We start from the raw sequence: 15229 nt of genomic DNA, 5'->3' as shown, positions 1-15229 counted from the left end.
CGGGGGAACCCGGCATTTTATGGCCCGAATGGGATAATCCGGGGATGAGCATCACCTACCACGATCCGGCCAGCCTGGGCGACATGCGCACCGCCTGCCGGCTCGCCTCCGAGGTCCTGGACTACCTCACGCCCTTCGTCAAGCCGGGCGTCACCACCAACGAGATCGACCGCCTGGCCGCCGAGTACATGGTCAAGCAGGGCACCACCTCCGCCACGGTGGGCTACCTGGGCGCCAGCAGCGTGCCCTTCCCGAAATCGCTGTGCACTTCCGTCAACCACGTGGTGTGCCACGGCATCCCGGACGACAAGCCGCTGAAGAAGGGCGACATCATGAACATCGATGTCACCGTCATCTACAAGGGCTGGTTCGGCGACAACAGCCGCATGTTCGTCGTGGGCGACGCCTCCATCGCCGCCAAGCGGCTGTGCCACGTCACCTACGAGGCGATGTGGCACGGGATCATGCAGGTGCGGCCCGGCAACCACCTGGGCGACGTGGGCCACGCGATCCAGAAGTTCGCCGAGGGCAACGGCTACTCGGTGGTGCGCGAGTTCTGCGGCCACGGCGTGGGCCGCACCTTCCACGCCGAGCCGCAGGTGCTTCACTATGGCCGCCCCGGCACCATGGAAGAGCTCAAGCCCGGCATGATCTTCACCGTCGAACCGATGATCAACGCCGGCAAGCGCGACATCAAGGAAGACCACAAGGCCGGCAAGTACGACGGCTGGACCATCGTGACGCGCGACCGCTCGCTGTCGGCCCAATGGGAGCACACCGTGCTGGTCACCGAGACCGGCTACGAGGTGCTCACCCTCTCGGCCGGCAGCCCGCCGCCGCCGGCCTTCGTCACCGGCGGCTGAGGCGCCGCGCCCGATGGCGTTCTCGGTCGTCGTCGACCTGCCCGCCGCGCTGCGCGACGACCTGCGCACTCGCAAGAGCGCGCTGTTCGAGCGCCTGCGCACGCCCACGGGCGCGCGCAACGTGCACGCCGCGCTGCGCGAACTGGCACGCGCGACGGACCGCGCCCTGCGCGAACTGTGGCGCGACGCGGCGCCGGGCTCGTCGATCGCGCTCGTGGCGGTGGGCGGCTACGGCCGCGGCGAGCTGTTCCCCTGCTCCGACGTGGACGTGCTGGTGCTGCTGCCCGGGCGCGATGCCGAGGCCGTGCCGGCCGAACGGCTCGAGGCCTTCATCGGCCGATGCTGGGACGCGGGGCTGGAGATCGGCTCCAGCGTGCGCAGCATCGACGAGTGCCTGGCCGAGGCGGCCAAGGACGTGACGGTGCAGACCTCTCTGCTCGAATCGCGCCTGATCACCGGCAGCCGCAGGCTCTACGAACAGTTCCGCGAGCGCTTCGAGGCCAGCATCGACCCGCGCGCCTTCTTCGCCGCCAAGTCGCAGGAGATGCGGCACCGGCACCAGAAGTACGAGAACACGCCCTACGCGCTGGAGCCCAACTGCAAGGAATCGCCCGGCGGCCTGCGCGACCTGCAGACGATGCTCTGGGTGGCGCAGGCCGCCGGCTTCGGCCGCAGTTGGGACGACCTGGCCAGGAACGGCCTGGCCACGGCCTTCGAGGTGCAGCAGCTCAAGCGCAACGAGTCGCTGCTCTCCCTCATCCGCGCGCGGCTGCACGTGGTGGCGGGCCGGCGCGAGGACCGCCTGGTGTTCGACCTGCAGACCGCCGTGGCCGCCACCTTCGGCTACGAGGGCGAATCCGGGCGCAAGGCCAGCGAGGCGCTGATGCGCCGCTACTACTGGGCCGCCAAGGCGGTGTCGCAGCTCACCGAGATCCTGCTGCTGAACATCGCCGAGCGCCTAGACCCGCAGCCGGCCGCGCTCACCCGCCTGAACGACCGCTTCTTCGAGAAGGCCGGCAAGATCGAGGTCGCCGGCGACGACCTGTACCTGCGCGAGCCGCACGCCATCCTGGAGACCTTCCTGCTGTTCCAGAAGACCGTGGGCGTCACCGGCCTGTCGGCGCGCACGCTGCGCGCGCTGTACAACGCGCGGCACGCGATGGACACCCGCTTCAGCAACGATCCGGTGAACCACGCGACCTTCATGCGCATGCTGATGGAGCCGCGCGGCATCACGCACGCCATGCGGCTGATGAATCAGACCTCGGTGCTGGGGCGCTATCTGCGCGTGTTCCGCCGCATCGTCGGGCAGATGCAGCACGACTTGTTCCACGTCTACACGGTGGACCAGCACATCCTGATGGTGCTGCGCAACGTGCGGCGCTTCTTCATCGCCGAGCACGCGCACGAGTACCCCTTCTGCTCGCAACTGGCGGCCGGCTGGGACAAGCCCTGGATCCTCTACGTCGCGGCCCTCTTCCACGACATCGCCAAGGGCCGCGGCGGCGATCACTCCGAACTGGGTGCGCGCGACGTCGCCCGCTTCTGCAGGCGCCACGGCATCGAGCGCGAAGACGCGAAGCTGATCGAGTTCCTGGTGGCCGAGCACCTGGTGATGAGCAACGTGGCGCAGAAGCAGGACCTGTCCGACCCGGAGGTCATCGCCGCCTTCGCCAGGCGCGTGGGCAGCGAACGCTACCTGACGGCGCTGTACCTGCTGACGGTGGCCGACATCCGCGGCACCTCGCCGCGCGTGTGGAACGCCTGGAAGGGCAAGCTGCTGGAAGACCTCTACCACGCCACCTCGCGCGCCCTGGGCGGCCACATGCCCGACCCCGACGCCGAGGTCGAGGCCCGCAAGCGCGAGGCGCTGGCCGAGATCAAGCTGCACGCCCTGCCCTTCGACGCCCACAAGGCGCTGTGGGACACGCTGGACGTGGGCTACTTCATGCGCCATGACGCGAACGAAATCGCTTGGCATGCCAAGAAGCTGTCGCGCTTCGTGCCCGCCAGGGGCGTGCCGGTCGATCCCGGCGCCCGGCCCGTCGTGCGCGCCCGGCTGTCGCCCGTGGGCGAGGGGCTGCAGGTGGTGGTCTACACGCCCGACGCGCCCGACCTGTTCGCGCGCATCTGCGGCTACTTCGACCAGGCTTCCTTCAGCATCCTGGATGCGCGCGTGCACACCGCCAGCAACGGCTATGCGCTCGACACCTTCCAGGTCGTGACCACCTTCCTGCCCGAGCACTACCGGGAGCTGATCAGCCAGGTCGAGACCGACCTGGCCCGCACGCTGGCCGCCGCCGGCGAACTGCCCGCGCCCAGCCGCGGCCGCGTCTCGCGCCGCGTCAGGAGCTTCCCCGTCGCGCCGCGCGTGAGCCTCACGCCGGACGAGAAGGCGCAGCGCTGGCTGCTCAGCATCTCGGCCAGCGACCGGGTGGGCCTGCTGTACTCCGTCGCCCGGGTGCTGGCGCGGCACCACCTCAACCTGCAACTGGCCAAGGTGACGACGCTGGGCGAGCGGGTGGAGGACAGCTTCCTCATCAGCGGACCGGAGCTGCAGGGCCAGCGCGCGCAGCTGGCGATCGAGACGGAACTGCTGGACGCGCTGCAAGAGGTCTGACGCGGCCGTGGGGCATGGGACACGGAACGCCCCGCCTTCACTAACATGCGCGCCGTGATCCACCCTTCTTCGAGGAAAGCATCTCCATGACCAAATCCGACGATCTCGGCAAGCTCATCCTGCGCGTGGCGCTGGGCGTTCTCATCCTGCTGCACGGCATCGCCAAGCTGAGCAAGGGGGTGGACGGCATCGGCGGCATGCTGTCCTCGCACGGCCTGCCGGCCATCCTGGCCTACCTGGTGTACGTGGGCGAGGTCGTCGCGCCGGTGCTGCTGATCGTCGGCCTGTTCACCCGCCCGGCGGCATGGGTGGTGGCGGCCAACATGCTGGTCGCCATCTGGCTGGTCCACATGAAGGACCTCGGCGCGCTGAACAACCAGGGCGGCTGGGCGCTGGAACTGCAGGGCATGTTCCTGTTCTCGGCCATCGCGGTCGCCTTCCTCGGCGGCGGGCGGCTCGGCATCGGCGGCCGCTTCAACTGAGCTTCTTCAATCGTCCTCGGCCGCATCCAGGCCGGGGAACAGCACCTCGGTGAAGCCGAAGCGGCTGAAGTCGCGCACGCGCATCGGGTAGAGCTTGCCCAGCAGGTGGTCCACCTCGTGCTGCACCACCCGGGCATGGAAGCCCTCGGCCTCGCGCTCGATCGGGTCGCCGTACGGATCGAAGCCGCTGTAGCGGATGCGCGCGAAGCGCGGCACCACGCCGCGCAGGCCGGGCACCGACAGGCATCCCTCCCAGTCCTCTTCCTCCTCGTCGCCCAGCGGCGTGACGACGGGGTTGACCAGCACGGTGCGCGGCACCGGCGGGGCGTCCGGGTAGCGGGGATTGGGTGCGCCGGTGCCGAAGATGACGACCTGCCGGTCCACGCCGATCTGCGGCGCGGCCAGCCCGGCGCCGTTCACGGCCTGCATGGTCTCGAACATGTCGCGCACCAGCAGGTGCAGTTCGTCGGTGTCGAAGGCGTCCACCGGCTGCGCCACGCGCAGCAGCCGGGGATCGCCCATCTTCAGGATCTCGCGGATGGCCATGCGTGGATTGTCATCGAGCCGTCCGCGGTGCCGCGCCCGTCAGGGCCGGTCGCCCAGCGGCGTGTTCTGGCCCGCGCTGGGCCGGGCGGAACCGCGCGGCACCCCCGGCACCACGGGGCGGCCCGGCGGCTGGCCGACCACCGGCGGGCGGCCGGGGGACGGGACGCCGACCGCCGGCGGCCGCCCGGGCGGCATCACGCCGGGCCGCGGCACCGGCGGGCGGCCACCCCAGCCCGGACGCACGCCGTGGTAGGGATAAGGCCGGCCGCCCCAGTAGCGCGGGCGGTTGTAGACGTCGATGTCCACGTAGGCCGGGACGCCGATCACGGCCGGGCCGGGATCGTAGTAGCCCGGCCCGTAGCCATAGCCGTCGTAGTAATTGGGGTCGCCGTACACGGCACAGCCGCCCAGCAAGGCCGCAGCGCCCAGCAGGCCTGCGCCGGCCAGCCACCGTCTCGTCGAATGGGTCTTCATCGGGCCACTCCTTCCGGGTCGTTCAGATTGACAAGACGATTGGAGCGCCAGTGCCTGAAGAAGGCTCCAGCGATCCGGTAACGACGGGTAAAGTCAAGGTAAAGAAACGCCCGGATCGTCAAATCTGTCGCAGCAGATCCAGCATGCCGGCCTCGTCCAGCACCTCGATGCCGAGTTCCTGCGCCTTGTCCAGCTTGCTGCCGGCCGCCTCGCCGGCGACCACGTAGCTGGTCTTCTTGCTGACGGAGCCGGCGACCTTGGCGCCGGCGGCCTCCAGCCGCTCCTTGGCCTCCTCGCGCGAGAGTGTCGGCAGCGTGCCGGTGATGACGAAGGTCTTGCCCGCCAGCGGCAGCACCGCGCGGGGCGCGGGCTCGCCCTCCTCCCAGTGCACGCCGGCAGCGCGCAGCTGCTCCACCACCTCGCGGTTGTGCGGCTGCTGGAAGAAGGTGTGGATGCTCTGCGCCACCACCGGGCCGACGTCGTCCACTTCCAATAGCGCTTCCTCACTGGCGTCCATCACGGCGTCGAGCCCGCCGAAGTGGCGGGCCAGCTCCTTGGCCGTGCTCTCGCCCACGTGGCGGATGCCCAGCGCGAAGAGGAAACGCGGCAGCGTGGTGGACTTGGAGTGTTCCAGCGCCGCCACCAGGTTGGCCGCCGACTTCTCGGCCATGCGGTCCAGCGCCGCCAGCGTGCTCAGGCCCAGCTTGTACAGGTCGGGCAGCGTGCGGATGGCCCCGCCGTCCACGAGCTGCTCCACCAGCTTGTCGCCCAGGCCCTCGATGTCCATGGCGCGCCGGCTCGCGAAATGCAGCAGCGCCTGCTTGCGCTGCGCCGGGCAGAACAGCCCGCCGGAGCAGCGGTGGTCCATGCCGCCGCGCTCGCGCACCACGTCGCTGCCGCACACCGGGCAGTGACGCGGCATGCGGAAGTTGGGCACGTAGCCGGTACGCGGCTCCGGCACCACGCCCACCACTTCCGGGATCACGTCGCCGGCGCGGCGCACGATCACGCGGTCGCCGACACGCACGCGCTTGCGCCGGATCTCGAACAGGTTGTGCAGCGTGGCGTTGCTGACGGTGGTGCCGCCGACGAACACCGGCTCCAGCTTCGCCACCGGCGTCAGGCGGCCGGTGCGGCCGACCTGGATCTCGATGCCCAGCAGCCGCGTCATCTGCTCCTGCGCCGGGTACTTGTGCGCCACGGCCCAGCGCGGCTCGCGCGACTTGAAGCCGAGCTGGCGCTGCAGCGCGAGGTCGTCGACCTTGTAGACCACGCCGTCGATGTCGAAAGGCAGGCTGTCGCGCGCGGCGGCGATGCGCGCGTGGAATGCCGCCAGCCCCTCGGCGCCCTGGGCGACCGCCCGGTCCTCGTTGACCGGGATGCCGAGCGCGGCCAGCGCATCCAGCGTGGCCGAGTGGGTCGCGGGCATGTCCCAGCCCTGCACTTCGCCCAGCCCGTAGGCGAAGAAGCTCAGCGGGCGCTGGCGCGCGATGCCCGCGTCGAGCTGGCGCACCACGCCGGCCGCCGCATTGCGGGGGTTGACGAAGGTCTTGGCGCCGGCCGCGCGCTGGCGCTCGTTCAGCGCCTCGAAGTCGTCGCGCCGCATGAACACCTCGCCGCGCACCTCCAGCACCGGCGCACTCACCCGCTTGAGGTAGTTCGGGATGGCGCCGATGGTGCGGATGGTGTGCGTCACGTCCTCGCCGGTCTCGCCGTCGCCGCGCGTGGCGGCCTGCACCAGTTCGCCCTGCTCGTAGCGCAGGTTGATGGCCAGCCCGTCGAACTTGAGCTCCACCGCGTAGGCCAGCGGCGGCGCATCGGCGGGCAGCTTGAGCGCATTGCGCACGCCCAAGTCGAACTTGGCGGCGCCGGCGGGCGTGGTGTCGGTCTCGGTCTTGATCGACAGCATCGGCACCGCGTGGCGCACGGGCGTCAGGCCTTCGAGCACGGCACCGATCACCCGCTGCGTGGGCGAATCGGGCACGACCAGCTCGGGATGCGCGGCCTCCAGCGCCTCGAGTTGCTGATAGAGGCGGTCGTACTCCGCGTCCGGCACTTCCGGATCGTCCAGCACGTAGTAGCGGTGGGCGTAGCGGCGCAGCAGCGCCCGCAGTTCGCGGGCCTGCGCGGTGAGGTCCTGGGTCATGTCAGTGGCGCCCGGCCGCCCGAAGGCACTGACGCGCCCCCTCGGGGGGCAGCGATACGCGAAGCGATGAGCGTGGGGGCAATTTCATTTCAACTGAAAAGACGCCGCGCCAGGGCGGAGCCCGCGGCCAGGTCGCGCTGCTGGAGCGTGTCGTAGAGCTGTTCGAGGTCGGCGCCGATGGCGTCCATGGTCTCCGTGCGCAGCAACTGGCCGTCACCGTCGGTCACCACGCCGTCCATCTCGCGCGCCAGCGCCTCGGCGATCTCGCGCATGCGGGCGAAGGGCTCGGCGCCGCGGTCCACCTGCGGTACGTCCAGGCTCAGCGTCAGTTCGCGGATGGCCGACTGCGCCGGGTCGTCGGCCAGCGCTGCCTGCGTGTCGAAGGCCAGGCCGAGCACCGGCGGTGCGCCGGCATCGCCGCCGGGCAGCACCATGCGGCCGGGGATCAGGCCGGCGACGAAGCCGTGGCGGGCCGCATTCTGCTGCACGTAGCCCGGGCTCCAGGCCGCGTGCCGGGCGCGCAGCACGAAGGCGAGCTGCGCGTCGTGCGCGCCGGCGAACTGGTCGAGCTCGCGCGCGCGGGCCACCTCGTCGAGCATCTCCGGGAACTCGGGCGCGCCGTTGACGGCGTCGGCGAAGGCCTGCGCCTTGACGACGAACTCGGAGTACTCGATCTCGTTGAGCGCACCGGTGCGGTTGGCGAGTTGCACGCCGGCCTGGAAGGCGCCGTAGCGCTGCCCGGCGGCCGGCGGCTCCCACTGGCCGGTGGCGGCGTTCAGGCCCTCGATGGCGATGGGCTTGCTGCCGGCGCGCCGCGTGGGCGGCAGCGCGGCCAGCGCGGCGGCGCCGGACACGGGGGCATCCAGCGCGACCAGTGCGATCACGTCGATCAGCGGATCGAGCCCGCCGCGGCGCTCGACCAGCACGCCCGGCGACTGTGCGGTGGGCGGCGGCAGGTCGGGGTCGAACAGGGGCTCGTGGCGGTCGGCGCCTGCGGCGTCGCCGGGATCGACCCGCAGCACCGGCTCCTCGGGGTCCGCTTCCGTTCCGCTGCCGTCGCCTTCCGGCGCGGCCGTCGGCGGCACGCCCGGCAGATCGGGCTGCCGGGGCGCATTGCGGCGCGAGGTCCAGGTGTTGTAGGCGATCACGGCGGCCAGCACGAGGCCGCCCAGGATGGCGAGTGCGACAGTCAGGCTGCTCATGGCGGATTCAGACTTCCGCCATGGACACGGCCGATTCCATGTCGACCGCCACGATGCGCGAGACCCCCTGCTCCTGCATGGTCACGCCGATGAGCTGTTCCGCCATTTCCATCGCGATCTTGTTGTGGCTGATGAAGAGGAACTGCGTTTCCTTGCTCATCGCGGTGACGAGCTTGGCGTAGCGCTCGGTGTTGGCGTCGTCCAGCGGCGCGTCCACCTCGTCCAGCAAACAGAAAGGCGCGGGGTTGAGCTGGAAGATGGCGAACACCAGCGCGATGGCGGTGAGCGCCTTCTCGCCGCCCGAGAGCAGGTGGATGGTCTGGTTCTTCTTGCCGGGCGGCTGCGCCATCACCTGCACGCCGGAGTCGAGGATCTCGTCGCCGGTCATGATGAGCTTGGCATTGCCGCCGCCGAACAGCTCGGGGAACATGCGGCTGAAGTGCTCGTTGACGGTGTTGAAGGTGCCGCCGAGCAGTTCGCGCGTCTCGCCGTCGATCTTGCGGATGGCGTCTTCCAGCGTGGTGATCGCCTCGTTCAGGTCGGCCGACTGCGCGTCGAGGAAGGTCTTGCGCTCGCGCGCGCTGGTCAGCTCGTCCAGCGCCGCCAGGTTGACGGCGCCCAGCGAGGCCACCTCGCGGTGCAGGCGGTCGATCTCGCCCGAGAGGCCGGCCAGCCGCACCTTCTCTTCCTCTACCGAGGCAGCCACCGCCGCCACGTCGGCCTGCGCGTCGGCCAGCAGTTGCTCGTACTGCTCGAAGCCCAGGCGCGCGGCCTGCTCCTTGAGCTGCACCTCGGTGATGCGCTGGCGCAGCGGGTCGAGCGCGCGCTCCAGTTGCAGGCGCCGCTCGTCGCTGGCGCGCAGCTTGGCGGTGAGGTCGTCGTACTGGCTGCGCATGGCGCCCAGGGCCTGCTCGCGCTCCAGCTTGAGGGCCAGCGCGTCCTGCAGGCCGGCCTGCGCGGCGGCGTCCGACAGGCGCCCGAGCTCGGCCTCGGCACGCTCTCGCTCGTCGGCCAGCGCGGTGGCCTGCTGCGCCGCCGTCTCGATGGCGCGCTGCAGTTCGGCGCGGCGCGCCTCCAGCGTGCGCTGCGAGAAAGCGGCTTCCTGCACCTGCCGCTCCAGGCCGCGGTGCTGCTCGCGCGCGGCGGCGAGGACGCGGCCGGTCTCGATCACTTTCTCTTCGAGCTGGGCATGGCGTTCCTGGCTGTCGGCCAGTTGCATGTCCAGCTCCTCGAAGCGGGCCTCGGCGGCGATGCGGCGCTCCTGCAGGTCCTCGAGCTGGGCATCCACCTCGCCCAGGTCCGCATCGAGCTGCTGGCTGCGGGCACGGGTCTGCTCCGCCAACTGGCCCAGGCGCAGGGTCTCGACCTGCAGTTCGTGCGCGCGCGACTGCGTGTCGGCCGCTTCACGCCGCGCCGTGACGAGACGCGAAGCCGCATCGGCATACGACGCCTCGGCGCGGACCAGCGAAGTGCGCGCCTCGTCATTGATCAGCGCCTGCGCCTTGAGCTGCCGCTCCAGGTTCTCGATCTCCTGCTGGCGCGCCAGCAGGCCCGACTGCTCCGAGTCCTGCGCGAAGAAGCCGACGCTGTGGGCGGTGACGGCATGCCCATCGCGGACGTAGATCGTCTCGCCCGGCGCCAGGCGCTCGCGCTGGGCCAGGGCCTCTTCGAGGCTGTCGGCGGTGCGGCAGCCGTGCAGCCAGTGGGCCAGCACGGCCTGCAGGCCGGCGTCGTTGATGCGCAGCAGATCGGCCAGCCTCGGCAGGCCGCTGCTGCCGCCGGCCGCCGGGGCGGCCGCGGACGGCGGGCTGTAGAAGGCCAGCTTGGCCGGCGGCGCGTCGTTGCCGAAGGCGCGCGCCATGTCCAGGCGCGAGATCTCCAGCGCGCCCATGCGCTCGCGCAGCGCCGCTTCCAGCGCGTTCTCCCAGCCCGTCTCGATGTGGATGCGGCTCCACAGGCCCTGCAGGCCGTCGAGGCCGTGCTTGGCCAGCCAGGGCGCGAGCTTGCCGTCGGTGCGGACTTTTTCCTGCAGCGCCTTCAGCGCCTCCATCCGGGCCGACAGCTCGGCCAGTCGCGCGCCCTCGGTGTTGACGGCCTGCTGCCGCTCGCGGCGGGCTTCGTCCAACTGGGGCACGCTCTCCTGCAGCTCGTGCAGGCGCGCGTCAGCCTCCTCGGCCGCCTGCTGCGCCTCGGCGAGCTGCTGCTGCAACTCGGCCAGCCGGGCCTCGTCCGGCTCGGCCAGCGCGTTGCGGTCGGCCCGCAGGCGCTCGCTGCGCTGGCCGAGCTGGCGCGACTGCTCCTCGATGTTGCGCTGGTCGGCGGCCAGCACCTGGATCTGCTGCTGCACCTGCACGACCGAACTGCGCTGTTCGTTCGCCTCCTCCTGCGCGCGCTGCAGCGCTTCTTCCAACTCGGGCAGGCGGGCGTCGTGCTCCTCCAGCTGGGCGGCCAGGATCGCCGCCTGCTCCTCGGCGTCGACGCCCTGCCCGGCCAGCGTCTCGATCTCGGCCTCCGCGTCGGCGCGGCGGGTCTCCCACTGCTGGATCTGCTCGGCCAGTTGCACCAGGCGCTGCTCGACGCGCTGGCGGCCCTCGACGACGAAACGGATCTCGCCCTCCAGCTTGCCGACCTCGGCGCTGGCCTCGTAGAGGCGTCCCTGCGCCTGGTTGACCTGGTCGCCGGCGGCGTAGTGCGCCTGGCGGATGGTCTCCAGCTCGGCCTCGACATGGCGCAGGTCGGCAGTGCGCGACTCGAGGTCGTTCAGCGCCTTGTCGGCGTCGGCCTTCAGCCGCGCCTGGTCGGCCTCGGCCTCGCTGCGCTTGAGGAACCACAACTGGTGCTGCTTCTTCGTCGCCTCGGCCTGCAGCGCGTTGTAGCGGGCGGCGACCTCGGCCTGCTTCTCCAGCTTGTCGAGGTTGGCGTTCAGCTCGCGCAGGATGTCTTCCACGCGCGTGAGGTTCTCGCGCGTGTCCGAGAGGCGGTTCTCCGTCTCGCGCCGGCGCTCTTTGTACTTGGAGACGCCCGCCGCCTCCTCCAGGAACAGGCGCAGCTCTTCGGGCTTGGACTCGATGATCCGGCTGATCGTGCCCTGGCCGATGATGGCGTAGGCGCGCGGGCCCAGGCCGGTGCCGAGGAACACGTCCTGCACGTCGCGCCGGCGCACCGGCTGGTTGTTGATGTAGTAGCTGCTGGTGCCGTCGCGCGTGAGCACGCGCTTGACGGCGATCTCGGTGAACTGGCTCCACTGGCCGCCGGCGCGGTGGTCGGCGTTGTCGAACACCAGCTCCACGCTGGAGCGGCTGGCCGGCTTGCGGCTGGTGGTGCCGTTGAAGATCACGTCCTGCATCGACTCGCCGCGCAGCTCGCTGGCACGCGACTCGCCCAGCACCCAGCGCACCGCATCCATGATGTTGGACTTGCCACAGCCGTTGGGGCCCACCACGCCGACCAGTTGGCCCGGCAGCATGAAGTTGGTGGGCTCCGCGAAGGACTTGAAGCCGGAGAGCTTGATGGAGTTGAGACGCACGGCGGGAGCCCTGATGCCAAGGCGTTGATTTGCAAGGAAAAATGCACGGAGCGGTGCGCTGCCGCCCGGGCCGGGAATGATAACGTGCGGCCCATGCGCTCCCTGCCCGCTTCCGTGACCTTTCCCCCGCGCCGCGCGCTCGTGTTGGCCGGCCTGGGCAGCCTGCTCGGGCTCGGCGGCTGCGGCGCCTTCAGCAACACCGAGCGGGCCGAATCCTATTCCGGGCAGGAGTGGCTCGAATCCGGCGCCAACCGCATCGCCAACCTGGCGCTGCGCGACAACCTCCAGTCGATCCGCCGGGTGCAACTCTCGCTGTACCGGCGCAACCCGCGCGAGTGGCGCAAGTGGGCCGCCAGCGCCGACGACGCCATCGCCCGCACCTGGGAGGCCGTCGAGCAGGACCGCCCCCTGCCCGAGCTGCGCGGCGCCACCAGCATCGACGCCGTGCGCCTGGCCTTCGAGACCGGCCCCGCGCCCGCCTACCAGGGCGACCGGGTGGCGGCGCTGGTGATCGGCTGGGCCGCCATGCTCAAGCAGGCCAACGGCGACACCTGGCGGCAGACCATGATCGACGGCGTGAGCGCCGAGAACGCCTTCCGGGCGGCGCGCAACTTCGAGATATCGCTGTGGCTGCTGGCCTCCAAGGCCGGGCCGGACGGCCAGCCGCTGCTGCTGTCGACCGAGATCAGCGGCCGCGGCCGCAACCTGGTCGTCGACCGGGAGCTGTCCAAGGTGGTGGCCCGCCTCGACCTGCTGGCCGCCCAGGCCGACGAGAAATACCGCCGCGCCGCGCTGGACTTCAGCCAGAGCTGGCTGCTGGGCAACCTGGGGCCCTTCTTCGCGATGGTATCCCGCTAGGAAATATCTTTCTCTTTTCTTTTTATTCGGTATTATGTTTCCGTGAACAAACGGAAACTCATCGAACAGCTCGCGCGCCGGCGCGAGGCACTGGGCCTGACGGCGGCCCAGCTCGCCGAACGCTCGGGTCTGACGGAGCGCTCCATCCGCAATGCGCTGGGCAGCCAGGGCAACCCGCAGCTGTCCTCGCTGCTGGCGCTGGTGGGCGCGCTGGACATGGAGCTGCAGCTCGTACCGCGCGGCTTCGGCCCGGCGCTGGCCGAGGGTGCCGAGCCGGGCTACCGGCCGGTGGCCACGCGCATCGGCCAGGCGGTGGCCGAGGCCCTGCCGCCGCCCCCACCCCCCGCGCCCCGGTCCAAGCCATGAACGTCAAGATCCTCGAAATCGCCCTGGCCGGCCGCCGCTGGGGCAAGCTGTTCCAGTACGGCGACCTGTGCCGCTTCGTCGCCGAGCCCGGCGTGGCGGCCGAGCCTCCGCCGCAGGTGCTCTCGCTGTCCATGCTGGCGAGCGATGCCGCGGCGCAGTCCGCCCTCTGGGCCGACGTGCGCAACCCGCTCTTCAACGCCCAGGGCGGGCGCCTGCCCGCCTGGTTCCAGAACCTGCTGCCCGAGGGCGTGCTGCGCACCCACATCGCGCAACTGCGCGGCTGCCGCGAGGACGACCACTTCGAACTGCTGGCCGCCTGCGGCGGCGACCTGCCCGGCGCCGTCACGGCACGGCCGGTCGAGGTGGACCGCGCCACGCTCCAGCGGCTGGTGACGCAGGACCAGGACGCGCTGGAGATGTCCGTGCTGGCCGATCCGCTGCCGCAAGGCATCTCCGTCTCGGGCGTGCAGCCCAAGCTGGTGCTGGCCCGGCAGGGCCGGCGCTACACCGCCCGCGTGCGCACCGGCCGCGGCGTGCGCGTCATCGCCAAGCTGCCGGTGGCGGGGCGGCCGCACATGCCGCGGCTGGAGATGCTCTCGCTGCAGCTGGCGCGCGCGGCCGGCGCCGACGTGTGCCATGCCGAACTGGCGCCGCTCTCGGCCATCGACGCCGAGCACGGCTACGCCCTGCCCGACGAGCCCGAGTTCCTGGCCGTCACCCGCTTCGACCGCACCGGCGCGAAGCGCATCCACTTCGAGGACTTCGCGCAGATCCTCGCCGTCGACCCGCAGGACAAGTACGCCGGCAGCTACCTGGCCATGGCGCTGGCGATGCGCGCCTTCCCCACGCTGGGCGAGGAGGCGATGCTGGAGCTGCTGCGCCGCCTGGCGGTCAACGACCTCCTCGGCAACCCCGACGCGCACCTGAAGAACTTCGGCGTGCTCTACCCCGACGGCCTCGCGCCCAGGCTGGCCCCCGCCTACGACATCGTGGCCTACGCGGCCATGCAGGGCGCGGAAGGCCATGCGCTGCCCCTCATGCCGCCCGCGCCCGGCACGACCGCCGCCGCCGCGCGTCGAAGCAGCCTGTTCACCCCGGCCAGCGTGCGCGACTTCTGCTTCGCCACCGGCCTGCACGAGCCGCGCGTGCGCCGGCTGGTGGCCGACACCGTGCGCTTGGCGCGCGAGCACTGGCCGGCGCTGATCGAGGCCGCCGCCCTGCCCGCCGAATGGAAGGCGCGGCTTTCGCGGCGGCTGGCCTCGCACCCGCTGCTGGACGGCATGGCGCGGCGCGGGCGATGACGCGCGCTCCTCCTAGAATGAACCGCACCTCCTCCAACGCCGCACGGCGTGCGCGCGGCGGCCCTTCCTCCACCGTTTTTCCTTCCCGGGTCCATCCATGAGCTCCCTGAACTTCATCGGCGGCGAAAAAGGCGGCGTCGGCAAGTCGGTCACCTCGCGCCTGCTGGCGCAGTACTTCATCGACCACAGCCGGCCCTTCGTCGGCTTCGACACCGACCGCTCGCACAACTCCTTCACCCGCTTCTACGAGGGCTTCGCCTCGCCGATCGTGGTGGACAGCTTCGAGGGGCTGGACAAGGTGGTCAACGGCTTCGAGCACAACCCGGCGCAGAGCGTCATCGTCGACATGGCGGCGCAGACGCTGGCGCCGCTGTCCCGATGGATCGGCGAGTCGGACCTGTTCACCGTCTTCAAGGAGCTGGGCGTCAACGTCAACTTCTGGCACGTGATGGACGACGGCCGCGATTCCAGCGACCTGCTGGGCAAGCTGGTCGACACCTTCGGCGACCGCGCCCACTACATCGTGGTGCAGAACTACGGCCGCGGCAGCGACTTCGCGATGATGCTCGGCTCGCAGTCGCTCGCCAAGGCGACGGCGCTGGGCGCGCAGGTCATCTCGCTGCCGCGCCTGCAGGAGGCGAGCATGCGCAAGATCGACGCGCACAACAGCAGCTTCTGGAAGGCCGTGAACGACAAGGAAGGCCCCGACGCCCTGGGCCTGCTGGAGCGCCAGCGCGTCAAGAGCTGGCTGGCGACGGCCTATGCGTCCTTCGACACGCTGCCGCTCTGAGCGGCCCGGCGCAGGAAAAGAGAAGCCGCCCGAGGGCGGCTTTCTTCATGGTGCG

12 protein-coding genes are annotated in these 15229 nt (G+C 70.9%); 7 read left to right on the top strand and 5 right to left on the bottom strand.

Going from position 1 to position 15229, the window contains the following annotated elements:
• The first annotated feature begins 44 nt into the window (after positions 1–44).
• The 3 genes from map to Q392_RS27810 all read left to right on the top strand — a co-directional run bounded on the left by map (position 45) and on the right by Q392_RS27810 (position 3965).
• Positions 45–863 carry a type I methionyl aminopeptidase gene (map, locus tag Q392_RS27820; protein WP_038216414.1) on the top strand — a complete coding sequence of 273 codons (819 nt, stop codon included), beginning with the start codon at positions 45–47 and terminating at the stop codon, positions 861–863.
• A gap of 13 nt (positions 864–876) precedes the next feature.
• On the top strand, positions 877–3483 hold the full coding sequence (locus tag Q392_RS27815) for a [protein-PII] uridylyltransferase (RefSeq protein WP_038216412.1): 2607 nt from the start codon (positions 877–879) through the stop codon (positions 3481–3483).
• Positions 3484–3569: 86 nt separating this feature from the next.
• Entirely contained in the window at positions 3570–3965 is a 396-nt protein-coding gene (locus Q392_RS27810) for a DoxX family protein (RefSeq protein ID WP_038216409.1), read from the top strand.
• A 6-nt stretch (positions 3966–3971) separates the two neighbouring features.
• Here the strand turns inward: Q392_RS27810 and def are convergent, their stop codons facing one another.
• The 5 genes from def to smc form a co-directional block, all read right to left on the bottom strand.
• The gene (def, locus tag Q392_RS27805; RefSeq protein ID WP_038216407.1) at positions 3972–4511 is read right to left on the bottom strand and encodes a peptide deformylase; all 540 of its coding nucleotides are present in this window, start codon (positions 4509–4511) and stop codon (positions 3972–3974) included.
• 39 nt (positions 4512–4550) lie between these two features.
• Entirely contained in the window at positions 4551–4985 is a 435-nt protein-coding gene (locus tag Q392_RS27800; protein WP_051954020.1) for a hypothetical protein, read from the bottom strand.
• Between the two features lie 118 nt (positions 4986–5103).
• Positions 5104–7131 carry an NAD-dependent DNA ligase LigA gene (gene ligA / locus Q392_RS27795; RefSeq protein ID WP_038216404.1) on the bottom strand — a complete coding sequence of 676 codons (2028 nt, stop codon included), beginning with the start codon at positions 7129–7131 and terminating at the stop codon, positions 5104–5106.
• Between the two features lie 89 nt (positions 7132–7220).
• Positions 7221–8333: a cell division protein ZipA C-terminal FtsZ-binding domain-containing protein gene (locus Q392_RS27790; protein WP_038216401.1), complete on the bottom strand. Its 1113-nt coding sequence runs from the start codon at positions 8331–8333 to the stop codon at positions 7221–7223.
• Between the two features lie 7 nt (positions 8334–8340).
• A complete protein-coding gene (smc, locus tag Q392_RS27785) occupies positions 8341–11859 on the bottom strand; it encodes a chromosome segregation protein SMC (RefSeq protein WP_038216398.1) in 3519 nt (1172 codons plus the stop codon).
• Positions 11860–11952: 93 nt separating this feature from the next.
• On the opposite strand from smc, the gene Q392_RS27780 reads away from it, so the two are divergent.
• The 4 genes from Q392_RS27780 to Q392_RS27765 all read left to right on the top strand — a co-directional run bounded on the left by Q392_RS27780 (position 11953) and on the right by Q392_RS27765 (position 15174).
• A complete protein-coding gene (locus Q392_RS27780; RefSeq protein ID WP_051954019.1) occupies positions 11953–12717 on the top strand; it encodes a hypothetical protein in 765 nt (254 codons plus the stop codon).
• 42 nt (positions 12718–12759) lie between these two features.
• On the top strand, positions 12760–13083 hold the full coding sequence (locus Q392_RS27775) for a helix-turn-helix domain-containing protein (protein WP_038216395.1): 324 nt from the start codon (positions 12760–12762) through the stop codon (positions 13081–13083).
• Positions 13080–14384, top strand: coding sequence for a type II toxin-antitoxin system HipA family toxin (locus tag Q392_RS27770; RefSeq protein ID WP_038216393.1), 1305 nt, complete (start codon positions 13080–13082; stop codon positions 14382–14384). Before Q392_RS27775 ends, Q392_RS27770 begins: the two co-directional genes overlap by 4 nt.
• 97 nt (positions 14385–14481) lie before the next feature.
• Complete coding sequence (locus Q392_RS27765) at positions 14482–15174, top strand: P-loop NTPase family protein (protein ID WP_038216390.1); 693 nt, start codon at positions 14482–14484, stop codon at positions 15172–15174.
• Positions 15175–15229: the final 55 nt, after the last annotated feature.

Source organism: Xenophilus azovorans DSM 13620 (assembly GCF_000745855.1).
GTDB classification, from domain to species: Bacteria; Pseudomonadota; Gammaproteobacteria; order Burkholderiales; family Burkholderiaceae_C; genus Xenophilus; species Xenophilus azovorans.
The sequence above is the reverse complement of the archived record's forward strand: the minus strand, read 5'-3'. Positions and strand labels throughout refer to the sequence as shown.

Coding starts and splice junctions, on each gene's coding strand:
- map (WP_038216414.1), top strand. CDS start 45: ATGAGCATCACCTACCACGATCCGGCCAGCCTGGGCGACATGCGCACC.
- Q392_RS27815 (WP_038216412.1), top strand. CDS start 877: ATGGCGTTCTCGGTCGTCGTCGACCTGCCCGCCGCGCTGCGCGACGAC.
- Q392_RS27810 (WP_038216409.1), top strand. CDS start 3,570: ATGACCAAATCCGACGATCTCGGCAAGCTCATCCTGCGCGTGGCGCTG.
- def (WP_038216407.1), bottom strand. CDS start 4,511: ATGGCCATCCGCGAGATCCTGAAGATGGGCGATCCCCGGCTGCTGCGC.
- Q392_RS27800 (WP_051954020.1), bottom strand. CDS start 4,985: ATGAAGACCCATTCGACGAGACGGTGGCTGGCCGGCGCAGGCCTGCTG.
- ligA (WP_038216404.1), bottom strand. CDS start 7,131: ATGACCCAGGACCTCACCGCGCAGGCCCGCGAACTGCGGGCGCTGCTG.
- Q392_RS27790 (WP_038216401.1), bottom strand. CDS start 8,333: ATGAGCAGCCTGACTGTCGCACTCGCCATCCTGGGCGGCCTCGTGCTG.
- Q392_RS27780 (WP_051954019.1), top strand. CDS start 11,953: ATGCGCTCCCTGCCCGCTTCCGTGACCTTTCCCCCGCGCCGCGCGCTC.
- Q392_RS27770 (WP_038216393.1), top strand. CDS start 13,080: ATGAACGTCAAGATCCTCGAAATCGCCCTGGCCGGCCGCCGCTGGGGC.
- Q392_RS27765 (WP_038216390.1), top strand. CDS start 14,482: ATGAGCTCCCTGAACTTCATCGGCGGCGAAAAAGGCGGCGTCGGCAAG.